Consider the following 21,874-nt stretch of genomic DNA (forward strand, 5'->3'; position numbering starts at 1 on the left):
ATTGAAAATACCTTCCAATCCTGAATGTATCTTTCCGTTTTTCCTTCGCTCGAAGCTCCAGACATGTAGCTTTCTACGTTAGCAGAAAACTTTTTTATCCATTTTCCAAAATAGAAACCTTAAAAATTTTTTCAGATTATAAGGTTACATTTCCAAAGAAATTGATTAAACTTTAATCTCTACTTCCACACCACTTGGCAACTCCAATTTCATTAACGCATCAATGGTTTTTGAAGAAGAAGAGTAGATATCTAATAGTCTTTTATAAGAACTAAGTTGAAATTGCTCTCTCGCCTTTTTGTTAACGTGCGGAGAACGCAATACGGTAAATATCTTTTTGTGTGTTGGCAATGGGATTGGACCCGTTACTACAGCACCAGTAGTTTTTACTGTTTTTACAATCTTCTCAGCAGATTTATCTACCAAGTTGTAATCGTAAGATTTTAATTTTATTCTGATTTTCTGACTCATGTTACTTGATATTAGTCGTTAGTTCCTTTTGCTGCTTTGATTACTTCTTCTGAAATACTAGAAGGAGTTTCAGCAAAATGAGAAAATTCCATTGTAGAAGTTGCTCTACCCGAAGATAAAGTTCTTAGCGTAGTTACATAACCAAACATTTCTGCCAAAGGCACTAATGCTTTGATTACTTTTGCACCAGATCTATCTGACATATCATTAACCTGACCTCTTCTTTTGTTAAGGTCACCTACGATATCCCCCATATTCTCTTCTGGAGTAACTACCTCATTCTTCATCATTGGCTCAAGAATTATCGCACCAGCTCCTTTTGCTGCCGCTTTGTAACCCATTTTTGCGGCCAATTCAAAAGATAATTGATCTGAATCTACAGGGTGAAAAGAACCATCCTTTAAAACAACCTTTAAAGAATCCATTTGGAAACCAGCTAAAGGCCCATTTTTCATTGCTTGTGCAAATCCTTTCTCTACAGACGGAATAAATTCTTTAGGAACACGTCCACCTTTAATTTCATCTACAAACTGCAAACCAGTTCCTTCGAAGTCTTCATCTACAGGACCCATTTCAAATACAATATCAGCAAATTTACCACGACCCCCAGATTGTTTCTTATAAACTTCTCTATGTTGTGCAGTTTTAGTTACCGCTTCTTTATACTCTACTTGAGGCTCACCTTCGTTAACCTCTACTTTAAATTCTCTTTTTAAACGATCCACTAAAATTTCGATATGCAATTCACCCATACCAGAAATAATAGTTTGACCTGAGATCTCATCTGTTTTCACAACAAAAGTTGGATCCTCTTCTGCTAATTTAGCTAAAGCCATCCCCATCTTATCTACATCTGCTTTAGTTTTTGGCTCTACCGCGATACCAATTACTGGCGCTGGAAAAGTCATAGATTCTAAAACCACAGGATGATCCAAATCGGTCAACGTATCTCCCGTTTTAATATCTTTAAATCCAACTGCCGCTCCAATATCCCCAGCCTCAATTCTATCGATAGGCTCTTGCTTATTCGCATGCATTTGGTACATTCTAGAAATTCTTTCTTTCTTACCAGATCTATTATTCAAAACATAAGAACCAGCATCTAAAGAACCTGAATAGGTTCTAAAGAAGGCCAAACGTCCCACGAAAGGATCGGTAGCAATTTTAAATGCCAATGCAGAAAATGGAGAATCTACGTGAGGTTTACGAGACTCATCTTCACCAGTGTCGGGATTAGTCCCAACAATCGCATCGATATCTAATGGAGATGGCAAGTAACGCATTACTGCATCCAGCATTGCCTGAACTCCTTTGTTTTTAAAAGCAGAACCACACATCATAGGTATGATAGACATATCTATAGTTGCCGCTCTTAAAGCTGCAATAATTTCATCTTCTGTAATAGAATTTTCATCCTCAAAGAATTTCTCCATTAAGGTTTCATCATATTCTGCTACAGCTTCAACTAGCTCAGCTCTGTATTTATTTACATCTTCTAAAAGTTCTTCAGGAATCTCAATTTCATTATAAGTCATCCCGAAGTTATCATCATCCCAAACAATTGCTTTTTTGGAAATCAAATCAACTACACCTTTAAAATCTAATTCATCACCAATTGGCACTTGCAATGGTACTGGATTACCTCCAAGCATTTCTCTAACTTGCTTACACACGTTAAAGAAATCTGCACCCTGACGGTCCATTTTATTTACAAATCCTAATCTAGGTACTTTATATTTATCTGCTTGCCTCCAAACGGTTTCAGACTGTGGCTCAACACCATCTACCGCACTAAACAAAGCTACAACACCATCCAATACACGCAAAGAACGCTCTACCTCTACTGTAAAGTCAACGTGACCTGGAGTATCGATAATATTTACTGTAAATTCTGTATCTTTATACATCCATTTACAGTGTGTTGCAGCAGAAGTAATTGTAATACCTCTTTCTTGCTCCTGCTCCATCCAGTCCATAGTAGCCGCACCTTGATGCGTTTCACCTATCTTATGGTTTACTCCTGTGTAGAACAAAATACGTTCCGTAGTTGTTGTTTTTCCAGCATCAATATGCGCTGCAATACCAATATTTCTTGTATATTTTAAATCTCTTTGTGCCATTGTTTCTAGAATCTAAAGTGTGAGAATGCTTTATTTGCTTCTGCCATTCTATGCGTATCTACTCTTTTCTTAACCGCAGCACCTTCTTCTTTAGCCGCAGCTAAAACTTCAGCAGCTAATTTTGCAGCCATTCCTTTTTCGTTACGTTTACGCGAAAATGAGATTAACCACTTCATAGCGGTTGATACTTTTCGGTCTGGTCTAATTTGATTTGGAATTTGAAATGTTGCTCCCCCAACACGCCTACTTCTCACTTCTACGTGAGGCATAACGTTAGATAAAGCATCTTTCCACAACTCTAAAGCAGTTTTTTCTTCGTCTTGATTTTTCTCCTCTACAATCGCCATAGCATCGTAGAAAATCTTAAAAGCTACCGATTTCTTACCATCCCACATCATCATGTTAACGAAACGAGTCACTAACTGATCGTTAAACTTTGGATCTGGTAAAAGAGGTCTCTTTTTTGCCTGTTTTTTTCTCATGTCTTCTCTTTAAAAGTTGTTAATTACTTCTTAGGGCGTTTGGCACCGTATTTAGATCTTCTTTGCGTTCTTCCCTCAACACCTGCGGTATCTAAGGCTCCACGAACAATATGGTATCTAACTCCTGGTAAATCCTTTACCCTTCCACCTCTAACTAATACTATCGAGTGCTCTTGTAGATTGTGTCCCTCTCCTGGAATGTATGCGTTAACTTCCTTACCGTTTGTTAACCTTACCCTCGCTACTTTACGCATCGCCGAGTTAGGCTTCTTAGGTGTAGTTGTATAAACACGCGTACAAACTCCACGACGTTGTGGGCACGAATCCAAAGCAGCCGATTTACTCTTCTTAGTTATTTTGGTTCTTCCTTTACGTACTAATTGTGAAATTGTTGGCATAATTTCTTTTACACTAATTATGTTAAAAAATATTTCCCCTATTTTTAGGGTTTGCAAATTTAGAAATAAATATGAAATATTCAAATAATTATTAATTTAATTTCAGTGAGATTTTGATTCTTAGCAAATTGTACGCTATTTTCGTTCTATCAACGTTATTCCTAAAAAGACATTAGTGAAATTAAAAATCTTCTTTTACCCCCTTTTATTTCTAAGCTTTAACTACAGTTTTAGCCAAGAGCTTCACCTGTTTCTTTTCAGCGAAAGCGAAAAAGAGCAAGAAGTTATTGATGAAATAAATTACAAGAAAAATCACACCGATATCAATTCCATACAAATTACCTTGACGGATTTTAAACAACAACTTTTTAAACAAGGCTATATTGATGCGGAAATTATAAAAGCAGAAAACAAAACTTCAAAACCTACTAAAAGCTTTCGGTATAAAATTTCTCTTGAAAAAAAATACTCCTATATAAACATACAACTTCCTGAGGGCTTTACCGAAAAATCAAAAAGCAAACTTTTTGAAGAAGCAAATACAACTAATGTAACCAGAATCCCCATCATACACCTTGAAGAAAAAATTAACGAGATCAATAATTTTCTAGCCAATCAAGGAAAGCCTTTCACGTATTCTGAATTGACAGAAATCAGTAAAGAAAATGATTCCCTCTTCGGAAAATTGCAAAACACCTCTTCCAATATTCGAAGCATTACAAAAATTGAAATTAAAGGTTATGACAAATTTCCAAAAAATTACACCACACATTACCTTAACCTAAGAAAGGGACAATTATTCAATAAACTGAAAATCGACGAAAAAGTAGACCGACTCAAAGACTTAAGTTTTAGCGAATCTACCAGAAACCCTGAAGTACTTTTTCAAAAAGACTCAACCACGGTCTTTTTGTATTTAAAAAAGAAAAACTCCAATAGCTTCGACGGGTATTTAGGATTTGCTACCACCGAAGAAAGTCAGAAATTAGAATTGAACGGCTATTTGAATTTACAACTAGAGAATAATTTCAACTTCGGAGAGAAATTCAGCATTTTGTATCGAAATGACGGCGAGCAACAATTAGAATTTGATGCAAATCTAGAACTACCATATATATTCAACACTCCCTTAGGCATAGAACTAAATCTAAATTTATTTAAAAGAGACTCCACGTACACCAATACACAAAAAAGCATTAAAACCAATTACCAATTAAATCCTAAAATAGAATTTAGCATTGGTTACCTTCAAGAGGATTCTAATAAACTGCAAAATGATAACATCATTTCATCCAATGAAGACTTTATTAGCAACAGATTCTTACTTGGAGCCGAATTTTATGTGCAACGTAATCCAAATTCTTTTTTCCGAAGAAATTCTTTTTTCACTACTGAAATTGGTATTGGCTCGCGAAAAACAGATACGAAAAAAGAACAACAACAAATTTATTGCATTCGTGGTGCATACCAATTCATATTCCACCCTAGAAACGCTATAAATTTACGTAACACCTCTGGATTTATAAACTCTGACAGCTACCTAACTAATGAACTTCTTCGCATTGGAGGCATCAACAGCATTAGAGGTTTTGAAGAAAACAGTATTAATGCTAACCTATTTAGTGCCTTTCAGTTAGAATATCAGTATTTGCTTTCTAGCAGCATTTACGCACATACCATCACAGATTATGCAGTTATTGAAAGTCCAGAAATCAAAAATCATAAGAATTTGGTAAGTTTTGGCTTCGGAATGGGCCTAAAAACCAAAGTGGGCAACCTAAAGCTTATGTTTGCGAATGGCAAAACAGATGACCAAAAGTTTGATTTTAGCAACACAAAAGTACACATTCAATTGATCGCTAGATTTTAACATTTACCACCAAATAAGGGGCACAATCAAAATTAAATCTAAAGTTTAGACCAAAATAGTTGTGTAATTAAGATATTATTAAGATTTTTGGCCTTGGCTAATTCAAATAAATTATAAAATGAGAACAAAGTTTAGTGGAATTCTAACGCTATTACTAGCGTTTGTGGTGCAAATTACGTTTGCACAAGAGAAAACAGTATCTGGGACGGTGACCGATGATCAAGGTCTCCCGTTACCAGGAGTTAACATTATCATCAAAGGAACATCATCTGGTACCCAGACTGATTTTGATGGTAATTACAATTTAGAAACATCAAATGGCTCAACCTTAGTGTTTAGTTATATTGGTTTCGAAACGCAAGAGATTACTATAGGTGCAGCAAGCTCTTACAACATTACTATGGAAGCAGGGAACACCCTTGATGAAGTGGTGGTAACTGCTTTAGGTATTAAAAGAAAAAAGGATCAAATTACCACAGCTTATGAAGTTGTAGATAGTGAGTCGCTCAATAAAGCTAACAACCCAGATGTTTTTCAAGGTTTAGCTGGTAAAGTTACTGGGCTTCAAATTACAAAAACGAATAGTGGAGTTAATTCAAGTAATAGAATTATTTTACGTGGTAATAGATCTATCTCTGGGGATAATCAAGCGTTAATTGTAGTAGACGGCGCAATTTCAAACGCTAATTTTTTACAATCTATTGATCCAAATACAATAGAGTCCGTGAATGTTATTAAAGGTGCCAACGGATCTGCCCTTTATGGACAACAAGGTTCAAATGGTGTTATCGTTGTCACAACTAGAAAAGGCACCGATACAGGAAAAATGATTGTTAATGTAAAATCTACTATAGATTTTGAAACGGTTGCATTCGTTCCTGAGCAACAAACTAGGTATGGACAAGGATGGGATTATGGAAATGGTCCTGAGCTTATTACTTATGAAAATGGCGCGTGGGGACCAGAATTTGATGGACAAATGGCTAATATCGGTCTTCCTCAAGCTGATGGAACTTACATTACAGCTCCATACAGCTCTAGAGGTGGAGATCACATTAAAGATTTTTTCCAAACAGGAACTACTTACCAGAATGGAGTAACTATCTCTTCAGGTGATGAAGAAGGGTATTCTTTCTTTTCTGCTCAAAATCAAAGAACAGAGTTTGTTATAAAGAATGACAAATTAAACAAATCTACTTTTAATTATAAAGGAGGAAAAACATTGGGTAAATGGCGCATTGGTGGTAATGCTACGTATTCTTATACTGCTACTGAAGAATCTTATGCACGTGACTTTAACAATAGTATATTTAGACAATTGGTTCAAACACCTACAAATGTACCTATTGAAGCTTTTGCAAATTCAGGAAATGAAGGACATTGGAATGGATATTACTTAAATCCATACTGGGTTAGAGATAATAAAAGAAGGAACATAGATTCTAATAGGTTTAATTTATTAGGAGAAATTGAATACTCTTTTAATGATAACATCCAAGCATTAATAAGAACAAACGGGTTATTCAATTACAACAATAACCAGTCTTACGGAAATGAATACAAAGAACCTCTTTCTGTTCAAGCTATAACTAATAATGGGGAGAATAGAAATCAATCTTCTTACTATTCAACTTATAATTCTCAATACCAAAAATATTATACAGATGCTATTGTAAGTTTTAGTTATCCAGATTTAGTAGATGACTTTACCTTCGATGCTAATATTGGTTTGAATAATCAGTATGAAAAAGTAACTCAAGTTAATGTAGGAGGAAGTGGTTTAACTGTTCCTAATTTATATTCTACAACAAACTTGTCTGGCGAATTCGATAAAAATTATACTGGAGATAGCAGAAGTTCATCTCGTAGATATGGTGTTTATGGTAATTTAGATATAGGATATAAAGATTTTCTATTCTTAAACGTTACTGGACGTAATGACTGGTCTTCTGTTCTTGCAAAAGAAAACAATAGTTTCTTTTACCCAAGTGCGGGATTATCGTTTATTCCAACAAAAGCATTCCCGAGTCTAAAAGGAGATGTTTTAAATTATGCTAAAATAACGGCTAGTGTAGTAAAGGTAGGTTCTGATGGCCAAATACAACCTTACAGAATTAACTCTTTGTATACGCAAGGATATGGTTTCCCATATGGCGGAAATAATTCTTTTGTTTTACCATTATCACAAACTGACCCTGCACTTGAACCTGAATTCACTAGCTCACAAGAGGTTGGACTTAACTTAGGATTTTTTAACGACCGAGTGACTTTTGATGGTACTTATTATCAGTTTACTACTGATAATCAGATCACGACAATTAGCACACCTGCTTCCTCTGGTTTAAGTAGTGCTACTGTTAACTTAGCTGAAACTGAAGGATGGGGAACAGAATTGGATTTAGGAATAGTACCTATTAGAACTGATGATTTTCAGTGGAATGTTAATTTTGGTTTTACAAAAAACTATACTGAAGTAGTATCTGTTACAGATGAGACTAATGAAGTTAGAATTGGAGGTAATAATGCATCTGGTATTTTTGCAATTGCGGGTGAGCAGTTCCCAACACTAAAGACTACAGGATATGCTAGAGATGACCAAGGAAGAGTTATTGTTGATCCACTTACTGGAAACCCTGAGACGGCCTCAGATTTACAAGTTCAAGGTAATACGACTCCTGATTATATTTTAAACCTAAATACATCTCTAACTTACAAAGGACTTACTCTTTCTGCTACTATGGACTATAGAACAGGTCATGTATTTTACTCTCAAAGTTATAGTGGATATTTATTTAGTGGACAGACGGTTGAAAGTGCACAGGGAGGCAGAACAGCCTTTATATTCCCTAACTCTGCAATCCCTAACCCTGACGGAGATGGTTATATTGCAAACACCTCTGTTCCTACAGCGGGATCTGGAATAGAATTTTCAGATTATTACGGTAGTAGTGCTGTTAGTGGGGTTGCTGAAAATTCAGTTTTTGATGCGACCGCTTTTAAACTTAGAGAATTGTCTCTTAGATACGATATTAATAAAGATCTTTTAGAGAATACTTTATTAACAGGAGTATCTATTAGTGCTGTTGCAAGAAATTTATTTATACTTTTCCCTGAGGAAAATAGAGGATACAATGATCCTGAAACTAATTTCAGTAATGGATCTAACGCTATTGGTATTGCTTCTTTAGACCAATATCCTACAACGAGATCGTTTGGATTTGGTATTAACCTAACATTTTAAAAAAAAGAAAAATGAAAAAAATAAGTATATTAAATATTATTTTAATAGCTTCCCTGACATTGACGTCTTGTTCTGAAGACTATTTAGATATTAACACGTCCCCTACAAATCCTTCATCAGAAACGGTGACTCCAGACTTAACTTTAGCTGGAGCTTTAACTACGCCTAATGATAATGCTGATATTAATGGAAGATTTTCGCCTCTAAGCGCAAATGCAAATGAACTAGGTGCTATTTTTATGAGCAATTGGGCTTCAAATGTTAATAGTTTTGCGGGAGGGTACTCTGATGAGTTTCGTCTTACTCTAACTAATTCATTTCATGCTAGTATATGGGATAACACCTATGAAGGTTTGGCTACTACTCAAGCCATTATTGATTATGATAGTGATAATTATGATAATCACAAAGCAATAGCGAGAATCAATAAAACTTTTTATTTCCAATATTTAGTAGATTTATATGGCGATATTCCATATTTTGAAGCGCTTCAAAGAGGAGACAACTATTATCCTACCTACGATGATGCACAAACTATATATAGAGATTTAATTGATCAATTAGATCTTGCTATAACTGAGATTAATGATGCAAACTCTGAAGATGTTTCAGTAGGAGCAGAAGATGTAGTTTTTAATGGCGATCTCTCTAGATGGATACAATTCGCTAATACGTTAAAACTAAGAATCTTATTAAGACAGTCTGAAATGGCAGATGGAGAAACTGCAAGTTATTTATCATCACAGTTTCAAAATCTTGAGAATAATTTTCTTTTATCAGATTCTTTTATAAACCCTGGATATACTAATTCTCAAGGGAAGCAAAATCCGTTTTATGAAATTTTTGCATTTGATGCAAATGGTACACCAGCTCAAAACTTAAACAGTATAGTTGGTGCTGATTACGCTGTAGAATTTTTAAAAGGAAATCAGCCTAATAACCCCAATTTATCTGAAACAATAGCAACAGGCATTTTTGATTCTAGAGTTGAAAGAATATACAAACCTCTAGCCGAAAATAATCCAGCGATTCCTACACCTGGAGAAGTGATTGGAGTAGTTCAAGGATACAATAGTTCTCAAGCACCAGATTTTCTATCAAATTTAGGGGAAGGTCTTCTTAAAGATTCGTCACAAAATCTTTATTTAATTACAGCTGCTGAAAGTTATTTTTTACAATCAGAAGCAGTTTTAAAAGGATATGTAAGTGGAGATGCTAAGTCACTATTTGAACAAGGAATTAGATCATCATTTGATATACTAGGTATTCCAGAAGATGCTGATTCTTACATACAGAATAGTAATAACTCAAATTTGATTGGATGGGATGGTAGCGCAAATAAATTAGAAGCTATTATGACCCAAAAATGGATAGCCCTCAATGGTTTTAATGGAATAGAATCTTGGATTGAATATACAAGAACCGGGTATCCTCAAGTTCCTTTAGCTACGATAGCTCAACAAAACAGTAAACCTGTTAGGTTATTATATCCATCTTCTGAATATTCTTCTAATGCCGCAAACGTACCTAATCAGTCTCAAAATGCTGCATTTGATACTCCTATATTTTGGGGTGTTAATTAATAAATAATTTAAAAATATCATTTAATATGAAAAATATAAAAATAATTTTAATGGCAATTATAGTCTCTACATTTGCAACATCTTGCTTAGTAGATGACGACGGAGCTACAGAATTTAATCAAGGTCCTGCTATAGTAGGTTTTGAATCTGATTTAGCACAAGTAAGCTATTTTGAAGATGAAGGAGTTGTATTAAAAGAATTCCCTGTAGCACTTCTTAGCAATGGTGGTGATGGGACAGTATCAGAGGAAAATATTTCTGTAAGTTACGAAATTGATGTTGCTAATTCTTCTGCTACAGAAGGCCAAGAATTCGATTTTGTAGATACCTCTGGTGTGTTTTATATACCTGCAGGTTCAAATACTGCTTTATTCCCTTTGAATATTAATACAGGTAATTTTGATCCGAGTCAACGTACAGAATTAATTTTAAATCTAACATCATCAAGCACTGATGGTGTTGTGATTTCATCTTTACATAATACTCTTTCTATTTCTTTTGTAGGGTGTATTTCTGATGTAGCAGATTATACATATAACGTAACCTACACGAATGAAGATTCTGGATCATCATCTGATCTTGGTCAACAAGTTATTTATGAAAATGAGGAAATAAATAGTTTTAGAACTGAATCTACCGGACCCTTTGCACCTGGTGGAAATGGTGAACCTGTAGATATGAGTGGTGTAACTTTTAGTGTTTTATGTGGAGATATTAATATTCCAGATCAAGGTCTTTTTCAGGGTATGTTTCCTAATCTAGTATCTCAATTAGAAGATACGAGTGTAGATCCAGAAACAGGAAACTTTCAATTAAAGTACAATGTTGTTACAGGACCAGACTCAAATATTAATGTAACGATGAATTACGAAAGGTTGTAAGTTAAAATAGTTAACAATATAAAATATAAAAAAATGAAGATAAATAAATATTTAATAATTGGATTTTCTCTTTTTACAGGATTAATTTTTACTTCTTGTAATGATGATGAATATGATTTTCCTGATTCTTCTGAAAAGCCTTTAGTTAGTCTCTCTTCAGAAAATACAGTTAACCTAGCAGAAGGCGATACTGCATATTTTTCTTTTAATGTAGAGTATGCAATTAATAAACCTATTATGTTTAGTGTTGTAACAGAAGAAGGTAGTGCTGATCCTTTTATAGACTTTACAATTGGAGATGGAGCTTTACCAGCTGATAATGGTAATTCAGCTAATAGTTTTTTAGTTACCGTTCCTGCTAATGTTACATCTTTTGAAGTTCCTGTTTATGGTAATCAAGATCTTTCAGTAAGTGAAGGTGCGGAAAATGTAGAATTATCTTTTACAATAACAGGTACAAGAACAGCAATAGTTAAAAATGAAACTATTAATTTAACTGTAAATTTTGAAGATGAGATTACTGATGAATTTATTGCAATATTGGATTGGGATGCAAATTATATGGATGAAGATGGTGAAACAAACTCGTTTTGTGATTTCGATTTAGATTTAGAAATCTATCCAGCAGCAGGAGGCGATCCAGTTGCAACTAGTTATAGCGCTTGTCCAGAAAGTATCTCTATTAATGATGGTGATTTACCTGATGGTGACTATGAGATCAAAGCTAGTTATTATACAAGTTCTGGAACTGCATTGCCAGTAGACTTTGAAAGTATTCCTGCGGTTGTTACTTTAGCTAAAAGAGGTATGTTCAATGAAATTGTTGACTTAACAGGAATATGGACAGATTTTGAAGCTGGATTAGACCCTAACGCTGATGGCGTTATCGATAACCCTGAATACTACGAAACTGTAGCTAACTTAAATATTTCTGGAACTACTTATACGGTTACGAATCCAACAAATGGAGACGTAATATTTCAAGGTAGAGCTCAGTAAGAATAAAAATTCTTAACAATTTTAAAAGCAGCCTATTTTTAGGCTGCTTTTTTTATTACTTTTGTTGCTATGAATGATTCTAAAATTTTTGGGGTTCATGCGGTGAAAGAAGCATTAGAAACCCAACAAGATATTGACAAGGTGTTTGTGCAAAAAGCTATTTCTAGCCCTGCCATTAAAGAAATTGAACATGCGGCAAAGAAGGCCAACATTCAAATTTCTTATGTTCCTGTCGAAAAATTAAATAAACTTTCTAAAAATGGAAATCACCAAGGAGTTGTTGCCAGTTGTTCTCCTATCCCTATCATAACGATAGAAAATCTAGTTGAGAATGCTTTCAAATCTACCTCCACCCCCATCTTTATTTTGCTAGATCAAATAAGTGATGTAAGAAATTTGGGCGCCATCATTAGAACTGCAGAGGCCATTAACGCACAAGGAATTATTCTTCCAAAACAAGGAACTGCCTCCATTAATGAGCAAACCGTAAAGACTTCTACGGGAGCTATTTTTAATATTCCTATTTGCAAAGTAGACCATTTAAAGGATGCTCTATTTTTCTTGCAATCCTATGAGGTAAAAAGCCTAGCGGCGACAGAGAAAACAGACCAGTTGGTTTATGATGTCGATTTAAATATTCCTATTGCATTAATTATGGGAAGTGAAGGAAAAGGGGTTACTTCTGGAATTCTTAAAATGGTTGATTATAAAGCCAAATTACCCATGCTTGGCTCTACTTCCTCTCTTAATGTATCTGTAGCTTGTGGTGCAATTTTATACGAAATTGTAAGGCAACGTTTGTAATGCACTAAACTGTAATTTAGACCAGATTACAGTGGAAAGAAGAATCCTACTGTGCTTTCTAGAAATAAATCAGATAAAGATTTGTAATTTAATAAGACTTTTTTTGCTTCGGAAGAACAGTTTTTAGCCGTGAGTGTTCAGTGTTCAGTGTTCAGTGTTTAGTATTGAGTAATCAGTATTCAGTGTCCAGTATTCTGTGTTCAGTAGCTAAGGTGATAAAAAAAAGAATTCGCTGTCAAATTTGATGTTGAAATTAATAAAACAACTTTCATTCAGACGGAAGCGCCGCGCAAGGAAGAATCTCTTAGTAACGTATCAAAGTCAATCAAAAAAAAATTTCAATTAATAAGACTTCTCCTCCTTCGGAAGAATCTTCTCTAGTCGTGAGTGTCCAGTATTCAGTAGCTGAGCTGTTAAAAAATAAGAATGCGCAGTCAAATTTGATGCTGAAATTAATAAAATAACTGTCATTCAGACGGAAGCGCCGCGCCAGGAAGAATCTCTTAGTAAGGTATCAAAGTAAATCAGAAAAAAATTTTCAATTAATAAGACTTCTTCAGACGTAAAGAATAATCAAATAGTTACTTATTCTTGTCTTGAAAAGTTTGGTCAGAACTCCATTTAAAATCTGTAGTATGAGTTGTAGATAAATTTTTAGACTCTTCCGAGGCTTCTGCTTCAACCTGCTCTTCTTCCTTATAAAGCTCGGACGAAGGAACAAAGTTTCCGTTCTCATCAAAATGTTTCATAAACTCATCTTCATGCTCATTGTAAGATGGTTTTTCCCATGCATAAGATATAGTAGGAATAGCACTTTTCTTATATATAAAAGCAAAAACAATTCCGCTAAGGAAACCAGAAAGATGCCCTTCCCAACTAATGCCTTCTTCTCCTGGTAGAAGCCCCCATATTAAACTTCCGTAAAGAAAAACAACAATTAAGGAGAGAGCAATGAGTCTATAATGTTTAGACCAAATTCCTTTAAAAAATAAAAAGCTAGAAAGAAGATAAACGATTCCGCTGGCACCAATATGCACACTTCCCTTATCTGCGATTAACCAAGTTAAAAGACCGGTTAAAAAAGCACCCCATAAAATGACTTTTAATGCGATTGGTTTATAAAAGTACAATAAGGCTATTAACAATACCAATAATGGAATACTATTGCTATACAAGTGATCTATACTGCCGTGAATAAACGGACTAAAGACAATTCCCCTTAGCCCAATTAAAGATTGAGGTTGCACGCCTAAGTAAGTCAAGTTTACATGAAACCGAATCTCTACCCAATAAATAATCCATAAAAGAAGTACGCTAAACAGAGGAACTGCTATGGTAAATAAAGAGAACTCTAAAGGTTGAGTTTTTCGCATGGATAACTTTTAAACCAATGTAAACAAAACTTTAACCAAACTTGTGCGATGTGTAAAATTGTCAGCGTTATTGTTATTTGTATTTTTGTAAAATGAATTCACCTTTAGCCGAACGTTTACGTCCCAAAAGTTTAGAAGACTATATTAGTCAAAAACATCTCGTTGGAGATAAAGGTTCTTTACGAACCCAGATAGAAAAAGGCATCATGCCTTCGCTTATATTATGGGGCCCTCCAGGCGTAGGAAAAACAACTTTGGCAAATATAGTGGCCGAGACAACAGACAGACCTTTCTACACCTTGAGTGCCATTAGCAGCGGAGTAAAAGATGTACGCGAAATAATTGAAAAGGCAAAAAAGCGAGATGGTTTATTTACTACAAAAAATCCTATCCTTTTTATTGACGAAATTCATAGATTCAGTAAATCGCAGCAAGATTCTCTTTTAGGAGCTGTAGAGAAAGGCTATGTCACTTTGATAGGTGCAACTACAGAAAATCCTAGTTTTGAGGTTATTCCTGCCCTTCTCTCTCGTTGCCAAGTTTATGTGCTTAACTCCTTCACGAAAGCCGATTTAATCGAGCTTTTGGAGAGAGCGATTAAAAAAGACACCATGCTAAGTTCTAAGAAAATTGAACTTAAAGAAACCGAGGCTTTACTTAGAGCCAGTGGTGGCGATGCGCGTAAACTTCTTAATATTTTTGAGCTACTTGTTAATTCTGAAGGGAAAGACGAAATTATTCTAACCAACAAAATGGTAGAGGATAAAATACAGCAAAATATGGCTCGGTATGACAAAACGGGAGAGCAACATTATGATATTATTTCTGCTTTCATCAAATCTATCCGCGGAAGCGATCCCAACGCTGCAGTATATTGGTTAGCGAGAATGATTGAAGGCGGTGAAGATGTAAAATTTATTGCTAGGCGTTTGGTGATTTCTGCTAGTGAAGATATAGGCATTGCGAATCCCACTGCTTTAATTATGGCCAATAATACCTTCCAAGCCGTAACTACGGTAGGTTTTCCTGAGGCGCGTATTATTTTAAGTCAATGTGTAATTTATTTGGCAACTTCGGCAAAAAGCAACGCCAGCTATATGGCTATTAATAAAGCTCAGCAATTGGTGAAGCAAACAGGGGATCTTCCCATTCCGTTTGCTTTACGAAACGCGCCAACTAAACTTATGAAAGAATTAGGCTACGGAGATGATTACAAATATGCTCACAATTATGAGAATAATTTTGCTGAAGCAGAATTTTTACCCGAAGAAATTAAGGGAACTAAATTTTATGAACCTGGAAACAATCAACGTGAAAAAACCAACAGAGATTTTCTAAAAAACCGTTGGAAGAGCAAGTACAATTATTAAGCTTGTTTTTTAAAGATAGCTTGGTCTAACTTTCCTGTTTCTTTATTAAAATATTCTACTTGCAAATCACCTTTTTCAAGGATAATTAAAGATCCGTTTAAACGCTCCGAATTATATAATATGTTTCCAGTGGAGGTTGTATTTATAAAACCTTGTCTATCTCCGTTGGCATCCATTAAAAGATATCCCGCTTCTATCTCTTTTAACGTGAAGATTTCATTTTTATATAGAAAAGATTCTCCCACCAGCTCAGCTAAAGTATTAGTAGAAGTACTAATTTCTTCCTCTTTCTCTTGCACCTCTTCTACATTTTCATCTACAAACATTTTATTCTTTTGTCTATTTCTATTTAAACCTTCATTCATATTACCATTGTACTCATATTGTAAGCCATTAAAAGAGTTAAATGTTTTAATTAACGCTTCTTTATAGGCTTCACTCACATTTTTCTTTTTACTTACCGCTTCTCTAGTTTCAAAAACTACGTTCCCAAAGCAATCTTTTAGCTTTAAAGTCACTTTGGTATTTAAAGAAAAGTACCGTGTAGTACCACTTTCTAATTCTGCATATAACGCCAAACATTGATTGAATACCAAATCTTTAGGAAACCTTTCCGTTTCCATAAAAGTGGTAAAACCTTCTTGTTTTAATAAATATTTAGTGGTTGAATTTAAGCGAAATTCATTATCTTCTTTAGACATTTTGTATTGTAAAGGAATCACCACATATTTGAAATCATCAATAGTGCGCATGGTTTGCGAAAAACCATTCCAACCAAATAAAGACAATAAACATAGAAGTACAATTTTATTATTCATAAGGCTTAATTTAATAAAGTTTCTAATTCTTTTAGTGTTTTAATTTTAAGACCCTTATGGTCTATTTTATTCTCTGGATCAAACAAAACACTTTCTATTCCTGCACGCTCCGCTCCGTATATATCTGCTTCTAAGTTATCTCCCACCATCAAGCTTGCTCTAGCATTTACATTGGCTTTTCCCAAGGCGCTTTCAAATATAAAGGGATGGGGTTTTTTAACACCTACATCGTCGGAAGTTATAATGATATTAAAATAATGATCAATTTTAGAATTTTTCAATTTCAAATGCTGTACTTCCTTAAATCCATTAGTGATGATGTGCAGTTTGTAAGTAGAACTTAGATTTTTTAGCACTTCATGCGCATCATCAAATAAAAAATTATGATCTGATAAATGCACTACATAATCTTCAGAAAGTTGCTGAATCAACTTTTGTTCTATTTTATACTCTATTTTCGAAAAAGACTCCTGTAGCCTTTTATACTTCAAATCTTCTTTTAATACCTTATCTTGAGAAAACAGAATCCAATACTTACGATTTATAGGAATATAAGACTCCAAAAACTGATCCAAATTTACATCGAGTTTATTTTTTAAAAAAATCTTTTGAAACGTGAGCGCAGAATTTTTTTCAAAATCCCATAACGTATGATCCAAATCAAAGAAAATGTCTGTAATTTTATTTTTCATTCAAATAGGTTATCAAATTCAAGTACTTTTTCTCTTTATTCCAGTCCTCAAAATCTTTATTATTCATTAGTATATTTAAAGAACCTTCTACTTTCATAACATCTTCCTTTACCTTTTCCAACTGCGTTTTTAATTCGAAAAAAGTGTGGTGTTTAATGCAATTACTATTAAAAACTACAGGTTCTAAAACCAAGGGAGAAATTCTTTCAAAATTGATATCATAATATAAATAAGAGGTACAGGTGCCGGCTCTAAACCCTACTGCTTCTGAGTAACTCATAGAAAAATCTTGTTCTATCTCTAGCTTATCAAAATTATTGTAGAGCGTGGGCAAATTTAATCCAAAATTATAGCTTCCTACTATTTTTAAAGGTCGGTTTACGATAGATTCCCACCTTTTTTTTTCTAATTTTAAAATTGAAAAATTATGCAAAGACTCATAACCGGGTAACATTCCTATTTCTCCATAATCTCCCATAGATTTTATAAGAGAATGGTATTTTATTTTATTATAGCTAACGTTTTTACTATAAATAGAATAATTACTTAATTGAAATAAAAAATGCCATTTATAATGATTTTGATGCGACTCTTCTACCAAGCCGTCATAAATATCATAAGGATCTTTACTGATAAAAAACAATACTTTAAATCGTTCTATAAAATTACTTACATCCAGCTTAAACACATCTCGTAAACTAGCGCCTATACTTCTTACTAGTCCCTTTTTTCTAAATCTATAAGCTTCAGAAACTGCTAGAATATTTTTATTTTGAAATTTCCGATTAACAGATTTATCTTTAGAAAAGCGTTCATTCAACAAACTGTTAAACTTGTACGCCCAAAGATCTACTACGGGTTGTTCTAAAAAATCGTGTTTGTAACCAATACTTTCTTTATAAGGATATCTTCCAAAAGAATCTTTTACATGGGGTAGGTATTCTTCGTATCTACTTAATAGATAAAAGCTTGCCGAAAATATATCAAAAGGTACATCGCTACGATCTGAAGCTTTAAAAAAACAGGTAACACCCTCCCAAGAGTGAAACTTTAAATCTAAATCACTAAAACCCTGCTCATTTAAAAGACCTGCTGCTTGTATAAAAAATTCATTCCCCATTTTTTGTTTCCCATACGAAAGCTTTTTGCCTTCATAAGCAACAAATTTTTCAATTTTGGACGTAAATGTTACTTCATACCCCAAAATATTTCCGCATACCTGTTTAAAAGTATAGTTAATTCTGGGCGTAAGTGTTTTAACGTAAATTAATAACATAAGCTACAATAGTCCTTCATTGGCAAAGCTAAAATAAGATTTTTGAGTGACTATAAGATGGTCTAATACTTTTATATCTAAACTTTCACCAGCTATTTTTAGCTTTTGGGTGAGTTGTTTATCGGCAGTACTGGGTTGAAGAGTTCCCGAAGGATGATTATGTGCTAAAATTACAGCAGTTGCACCTATCTCTAAGGCATTTTTAAATGCCAAACGCACATCTACAATGGTGCCTGTAATACCGCCTTTACTCAATTGTAATTTCTGCAATATTTTGTTGGAATTGTTTAAGTACAAGATCCAAAATTCTTCGTGATCTAGATCTCCAATTATAGGTTGCATCACCTCATAAACCGAATCGCTAGAAGTGACTTTCTTTCGTTGCAAAGCCTCTTCCCCCCTTCGTCTTCTTCCCAATTCTAAGGCTGCGACTATAGAAATCGCTTTGGCCTCTCCTATTCCTTTAAACTTCATCAATTGCTTTACGGAAGCCTTCCCGAGTTGGTTTAAATTATTTTCTGAAGCTTGTAAGATTCTTTTAGATAGTTGCACGGCGCTTTCTCCTCGATTCCCTGAACCTATTAAAATGGCAATTAATTCGGCATCACTTAAAGCCGTTTTTCCTTTTAATACTAATTTTTCTCGCGGACGATCGCCTTCTGCCCATTGTTTAATCGAAAAGGAGTTTTTGTATTCTTCCATTTCTAAAGATAAGCACAAAAAATAATATCTTACTTTTATAAAAATAGATTTTTTATGAAATCCTTATTCAACAGTGAAACTTACCTAGAGATAAATAGACGATTAGAAACTATTTCTAAAAATTCTAATAGAAAATGGGGTAAAATGCAAGTAGCCCAAATGCTACACCATTGCCAAAAACCTCTATCAATAGCGTTGGAGAAAGAACAAATAGAAAAACCTCCTTTCTACATGCGCGTATTAGCAAAATTTATAAAAAGCTCTATGTATAATGATAAAGCTTGGAAACAAAACCTACCCACGGCTAAAGAACTAAAAATAACCTCCCCTAAAAATTTTGATGTAGAGAAAGAAAATTTATTCCGCTTAATAAAAGAATTTCATGTAAAGAATAGCCAAGAACAATGGACACCGCACCCTATATTTGGAAGCTTTACCAAAGACCAATGGGGTAAAATGCAATACAAACATCTAGACCATCATTTTAGACAATTTGGTATTTAACCTAAAAACTCATGTATCGTGTCAAAGTCTAAACCTCCATAATTTCCGCTACTCATCAATAATAAAGTAGTGTCTTTAAAATCTTTATTTTTTAGATATTCCCGAAATAACTGCGGATTTGTGTAAATTTTCAAGTTAGAATGTTGAAATGCTTCTTCGATATCTTTTGCGTCAACCTCTTCCAGTTTTTTAATCGCTACCGCTTCGGGAGAGTAGAAAACAACCGCTTCCTCTGCTTTATCCAGCGTGTTTTTATAATGCTTTAAAAACTCGGCGTTTAAACTGCTATACGTGTGTAACTCTAAACAAGCAACTAATTTTCTCTGTGGAAATTGTTCTTTTACCGCCTGTGTAGTGGCTACTACTTTTGACGGACTGTGGGCAAAATCTTTATAAACTGTAGCAGAGTTCGTTTCGGCTATTTTTTCTAATCGCTTAGAAGCCCCTTTAAACGTACTTATTGCCTCATAGAAACCCTCCTCATCAACTCCCATATGTTGGCACACCCATTTGGCGCCGGAAAGATTATTTAAATTGTGTTTTCCAAAAACTTCTATGGGCATATCGCCTTCTGGAGTTACTAAATACGTTTCTCCTTCTTCAATAAAATATTCTGGCGTTTGGTAGGCATGTTTTCGGGTGGGTTTGGTCGCATTTTCAGCAACTTCAGCAACTATTGGATCTTCCTCATTATACACTAAAATGCTTCCATTGACCATGGTATCTACAAAAACCTGAAATTGTTCTTTATAGTTTTCAAACGTGGGAAATACATTAATGTGATCCCAAGCAATTCCGCTAAGCAAAGCAATATTGGCTTTATATAAGTGAAATTTAGGACGTCTATCTATTGCTGAAGACAAATATTCATCTCCTTCTAACAGCATAAAATCATTCTCTTTGGTTAGGTGCACCATAGTTTCAAAACCATCTAATTGGGCGCCAACCATAAAATCTACTTCGAGATTGTGGTAATGCAACACGTGCAAAACCATCGAAGTAATGGTGGTTTTACCGTGAGAACCGCCAATCACTACGCGGGTTTTTTCTTTGCTATGTTCGTAAAGAAATTCTGGGTAAGAATATATTTTTAAACCAATTTCCTGTGCTTTCAAAAGCTCAGGATTATCTGATTTTGCGTGCATTCCCAAAATTACTGCATCCAATTCTGAAGTGATTTTAATGGGAAACCATCCCATTTCTCCTGGAAGTAAGTTATATTTTTGAAGTCTGCTTTTTGAAGGTTCAAAAATCGCATCGTCACTTCCAGAAACGGTTTCGCCTTTATGGTGAAGCGCCAATGCCAAATTGTGCATCGCACTTCCTCCAATCGCTATAAAATGTACTCGCATAGTTGTTGTTTAAGCAATTAAAAGACAGTAGGTAAATTTTGAGTTGTAAAAAGTAGATTCCAACTCCCCGCCAGAATAATTCTTTTGGGCTGGCGCTCAATCTAACAAACTAGATATCGATTATCTCTCAAAATAACTACCCATCTCTATAAAAAGGTAAAGATATAAAATTCGAACCCTTTCTTGAAAATAGAATTAGTTTTTAGTCCAATTATGGGTGGGATGCTGTTTTTGGGCTTCTTTTCTTAACTGCTGTGCTTCTTCTCGCTTGCTGAGTTTTTCCTCGTATAACTGAATTAGTTTTGTGTAACAGGTCACTGAGCCTCCAACCTCAAGTGCCTTTTTATAATAGTTTTCGGCTGCTTTATAATTTTCATCTTCGCTGGCTACATAGCCTTTGGATAACCAACCATCTACGGGGCTAATTTTAAGCAGCTGGTCTGTATATTCATAAGAAGTAGCAGTGCTGCCGCCTAGAATACCTGGTAATTGCATATAAAGCTTGGTAAGCGCCCACCGAGCCTCGATATGATTGGGGTCTAATTCTGCTGCTTTTTTTAAATGAAATTTAATATCTGAAATGTAAAACGCAGCTTGCATTTTACTTAAGCTTAGCGCTTTCATTCCTAAAGCTCCACCATATTTAAAATTATGAGAAGCGCTCTGCGGAAAATTTTCTACAAGTACTTCATAAATCTCAACTGCTTCGTTCCATTTTTTTTGGTGCGAATAGATATCTGCTATATGTTCTTGTGCTTCCCAATAGTTCTCTTCGGCATCTGTAACTTTGTTAAAGTCTAGTAAGGCTTCCGTAAAGTTATCTGCTTTAACATGCTGCACTCCCTCATTAAAAGAGTTTTGAGCATTCATCGAAAAAGAAGTCCATACCACAAGAAAAAAAATAGAGCGCATACCTTAGTTTTTCAAAATTCTATACA

The 21,874-nt window shown here is 34.5% G+C and carries 19 protein-coding genes; 8 read left to right on the forward strand and 11 right to left on the reverse strand.

The genetic code is table 11. The features are described 5' to 3' along the window. Positions 1–165: 165 nt before the first annotated feature. From rpsJ to rpsL, 4 genes are read right to left on the reverse strand one after another with little or no spacing between them, the layout of a single operon-like run. A complete protein-coding gene (gene rpsJ / locus RLT85_RS12860; RefSeq protein WP_111541895.1) occupies positions 166–471 on the reverse strand; it encodes a 30S ribosomal protein S10 in 306 nt (101 codons plus the stop codon). 11 nt (positions 472–482) lie between these two features. Continuing rightward, positions 483–2,591 carry an elongation factor G gene (gene fusA, locus RLT85_RS12865; protein ID WP_311402451.1) on the reverse strand — a complete coding sequence of 703 codons (2,109 nt, stop codon included), beginning with the start codon at positions 2,589–2,591 and terminating at the stop codon, positions 483–485. A gap of 5 nt (positions 2,592–2,596) precedes the next feature. Next, positions 2,597–3,073 carry a 30S ribosomal protein S7 gene (gene rpsG / locus RLT85_RS12870; RefSeq protein ID WP_308862596.1) on the reverse strand — a complete coding sequence of 159 codons (477 nt, stop codon included), beginning with the start codon at positions 3,071–3,073 and terminating at the stop codon, positions 2,597–2,599. A gap of 23 nt (positions 3,074–3,096) precedes the next feature. Beyond that, positions 3,097–3,471 carry a 30S ribosomal protein S12 gene (rpsL, locus tag RLT85_RS12875; protein ID WP_117157697.1) on the reverse strand — a complete coding sequence of 125 codons (375 nt, stop codon included), beginning with the start codon at positions 3,469–3,471 and terminating at the stop codon, positions 3,097–3,099. Positions 3,472–3,646: 175 nt separating this feature from the next. Between rpsL and RLT85_RS12880 the strand changes: the two genes are divergently transcribed. The 6 genes from RLT85_RS12880 to rlmB all read left to right on the forward strand — a co-directional run bounded on the left by RLT85_RS12880 (position 3,647) and on the right by rlmB (position 12,849). Beyond that, the gene (locus RLT85_RS12880; protein ID WP_311402452.1) at positions 3,647–5,341 is read left to right on the forward strand and encodes a BamA/TamA family outer membrane protein; all 1,695 of its coding nucleotides are present in this window, start codon (positions 3,647–3,649) and stop codon (positions 5,339–5,341) included. Between the two features lie 118 nt (positions 5,342–5,459). Beyond that, positions 5,460–8,582: a SusC/RagA family TonB-linked outer membrane protein gene (locus tag RLT85_RS12885; RefSeq protein ID WP_311402453.1), complete on the forward strand. Its 3,123-nt coding sequence runs from the start codon at positions 5,460–5,462 to the stop codon at positions 8,580–8,582. A gap of 11 nt (positions 8,583–8,593) precedes the next feature. Beyond that, positions 8,594–10,165, forward strand: a complete 1,572-nt coding sequence (locus RLT85_RS12890; RefSeq protein WP_311402454.1) for a SusD/RagB family nutrient-binding outer membrane lipoprotein — start codon at positions 8,594–8,596, stop codon at positions 10,163–10,165. A gap of 26 nt (positions 10,166–10,191) precedes the next feature. Further along, positions 10,192–11,046: a hypothetical protein gene (locus RLT85_RS12895; protein ID WP_311402455.1), complete on the forward strand. Its 855-nt coding sequence runs from the start codon at positions 10,192–10,194 to the stop codon at positions 11,044–11,046. A gap of 33 nt (positions 11,047–11,079) precedes the next feature. After that, complete coding sequence (locus RLT85_RS12900; RefSeq protein ID WP_311402456.1) at positions 11,080–12,045, forward strand: hypothetical protein; 966 nt, start codon at positions 11,080–11,082, stop codon at positions 12,043–12,045. 69 nt (positions 12,046–12,114) lie between these two features. Further along, a complete protein-coding gene (rlmB, locus tag RLT85_RS12905; protein WP_311402457.1) occupies positions 12,115–12,849 on the forward strand; it encodes a 23S rRNA (guanosine(2251)-2'-O)-methyltransferase RlmB in 735 nt (244 codons plus the stop codon). Positions 12,850–13,430: 581 nt separating this feature from the next. Here rlmB and RLT85_RS12910 read toward each other — a convergent pair. Continuing rightward, positions 13,431–14,222: a rhomboid family intramembrane serine protease gene (locus RLT85_RS12910; RefSeq protein ID WP_311402458.1), complete on the reverse strand. Its 792-nt coding sequence runs from the start codon at positions 14,220–14,222 to the stop codon at positions 13,431–13,433. Positions 14,223–14,314: 92 nt separating this feature from the next. Here RLT85_RS12910 and RLT85_RS12915 point away from each other — a divergent pair, with 92 nt between their 5' ends. Continuing rightward, positions 14,315–15,592: a replication-associated recombination protein A gene (locus RLT85_RS12915; RefSeq protein ID WP_311402459.1), complete on the forward strand. Its 1,278-nt coding sequence runs from the start codon at positions 14,315–14,317 to the stop codon at positions 15,590–15,592. Here the strand turns inward: RLT85_RS12915 and RLT85_RS12920 are convergent. Genes RLT85_RS12920 through radC form a run of 4 tightly spaced genes read right to left on the reverse strand, consistent with a single transcriptional unit; the run spans position 15,589 to position 19,080 of the window. Then, positions 15,589–16,410, reverse strand: coding sequence for a hypothetical protein (locus RLT85_RS12920; RefSeq protein ID WP_311402460.1), 822 nt, complete (start codon positions 16,408–16,410; stop codon positions 15,589–15,591). The genes RLT85_RS12915 and RLT85_RS12920 overlap by 4 nt on opposite strands. A 5-nt stretch (positions 16,411–16,415) precedes the next feature. Next, complete coding sequence (locus RLT85_RS12925; RefSeq protein WP_311402462.1) at positions 16,416–17,102, reverse strand: YjjG family noncanonical pyrimidine nucleotidase; 687 nt, start codon at positions 17,100–17,102, stop codon at positions 16,416–16,418. Further along, positions 17,092–18,378 (reverse strand): DUF7033 domain-containing protein, encoded by a 1,287-nt coding sequence (locus tag RLT85_RS12930; RefSeq protein ID WP_311402463.1) that lies wholly within the window; start codon positions 18,376–18,378, stop codon positions 17,092–17,094. The genes RLT85_RS12925 and RLT85_RS12930 overlap by 11 nt, the downstream gene beginning before the upstream one ends. Before the next feature lie 3 nt (positions 18,379–18,381). Beyond that, on the reverse strand, positions 18,382–19,080 hold the full coding sequence (gene radC / locus RLT85_RS12935; RefSeq protein WP_311402475.1) for a RadC family protein: 699 nt from the start codon (positions 19,078–19,080) through the stop codon (positions 18,382–18,384). Positions 19,081–19,134: 54 nt separating this feature from the next. Here radC and RLT85_RS12940 point away from each other — a divergent pair, with 54 nt between their 5' ends. Continuing rightward, positions 19,135–19,584 (forward strand): DUF1569 domain-containing protein, encoded by a 450-nt coding sequence (locus RLT85_RS12940; RefSeq protein ID WP_311402464.1) that lies wholly within the window; start codon positions 19,135–19,137, stop codon positions 19,582–19,584. On the opposite strand, the gene RLT85_RS12945 is transcribed toward RLT85_RS12940, so the two are convergent. Both RLT85_RS12945 and RLT85_RS12950 read right to left on the reverse strand, forming a co-directional pair. Next, positions 19,581–20,936 (reverse strand): UDP-N-acetylmuramate--L-alanine ligase, encoded by a 1,356-nt coding sequence (locus RLT85_RS12945; RefSeq protein WP_311402465.1) that lies wholly within the window; start codon positions 20,934–20,936, stop codon positions 19,581–19,583. The genes RLT85_RS12940 and RLT85_RS12945 overlap by 4 nt on opposite strands. Before the next feature lie 195 nt (positions 20,937–21,131). Next, positions 21,132–21,848, reverse strand: coding sequence for a tetratricopeptide repeat protein (locus tag RLT85_RS12950; protein WP_311402466.1), 717 nt, complete (start codon positions 21,846–21,848; stop codon positions 21,132–21,134). Between the last annotated feature and the right edge of the window lie 26 nt (positions 21,849–21,874).

The sequence above is a fragment of the Mesonia ostreae genome, from assembly GCF_031845265.1.
Taxonomy (GTDB): Bacteria; Bacteroidota; Bacteroidia; order Flavobacteriales; family Flavobacteriaceae; genus Mesonia; species Mesonia ostreae.

What these genes read in the sequence shown, in the direction of transcription:
- RLT85_RS12890 (WP_311402454.1), top strand. Translation starts at nt 8,594, where the DNA reads ATGAAAAAAATAAGTATATTAAATATTATTTTAATAGCTTCCCTGACA.
- RLT85_RS12915 (WP_311402459.1), top strand. Translation starts at nt 14,315, where the DNA reads ATGAATTCACCTTTAGCCGAACGTTTACGTCCCAAAAGTTTAGAAGAC.
- RLT85_RS12895 (WP_311402455.1), top strand. Translation starts at nt 10,192, where the DNA reads ATGAAAAATATAAAAATAATTTTAATGGCAATTATAGTCTCTACATTT.
- rlmB (WP_311402457.1), top strand. Translation starts at nt 12,115, where the DNA reads ATGAATGATTCTAAAATTTTTGGGGTTCATGCGGTGAAAGAAGCATTA.
- fusA (WP_311402451.1), bottom strand. Translation starts at nt 2,591, where the DNA reads ATGGCACAAAGAGATTTAAAATATACAAGAAATATTGGTATTGCAGCG.
- RLT85_RS12900 (WP_311402456.1), top strand. Translation starts at nt 11,080, where the DNA reads ATGAAGATAAATAAATATTTAATAATTGGATTTTCTCTTTTTACAGGA.
- RLT85_RS12910 (WP_311402458.1), bottom strand. Translation starts at nt 14,222, where the DNA reads ATGCGAAAAACTCAACCTTTAGAGTTCTCTTTATTTACCATAGCAGTT.
- RLT85_RS12945 (WP_311402465.1), bottom strand. Translation starts at nt 20,936, where the DNA reads ATGCGAGTACATTTTATAGCGATTGGAGGAAGTGCGATGCACAATTTG.
- RLT85_RS12920 (WP_311402460.1), bottom strand. Translation starts at nt 16,410, where the DNA reads ATGAATAATAAAATTGTACTTCTATGTTTATTGTCTTTATTTGGTTGG.
- RLT85_RS12885 (WP_311402453.1), top strand. Translation starts at nt 5,460, where the DNA reads ATGAGAACAAAGTTTAGTGGAATTCTAACGCTATTACTAGCGTTTGTG.
- RLT85_RS12925 (WP_311402462.1), bottom strand. Translation starts at nt 17,102, where the DNA reads ATGAAAAATAAAATTACAGACATTTTCTTTGATTTGGATCATACGTTA.
- rpsJ (WP_111541895.1), bottom strand. Translation starts at nt 471, where the DNA reads ATGAGTCAGAAAATCAGAATAAAATTAAAATCTTACGATTACAACTTG.
- rpsG (WP_308862596.1), bottom strand. Translation starts at nt 3,073, where the DNA reads ATGAGAAAAAAACAGGCAAAAAAGAGACCTCTTTTACCAGATCCAAAG.
- RLT85_RS12950 (WP_311402466.1), bottom strand. Translation starts at nt 21,848, where the DNA reads ATGCGCTCTATTTTTTTTCTTGTGGTATGGACTTCTTTTTCGATGAAT.
- radC (WP_311402475.1), bottom strand. Translation starts at nt 19,080, where the DNA reads ATGGAAGAATACAAAAACTCCTTTTCGATTAAACAATGGGCAGAAGGC.
- rpsL (WP_117157697.1), bottom strand. Translation starts at nt 3,471, where the DNA reads ATGCCAACAATTTCACAATTAGTACGTAAAGGAAGAACCAAAATAACT.
- RLT85_RS12940 (WP_311402464.1), top strand. Translation starts at nt 19,135, where the DNA reads ATGAAATCCTTATTCAACAGTGAAACTTACCTAGAGATAAATAGACGA.
- RLT85_RS12930 (WP_311402463.1), bottom strand. Translation starts at nt 18,378, where the DNA reads ATGTTATTAATTTACGTTAAAACACTTACGCCCAGAATTAACTATACT.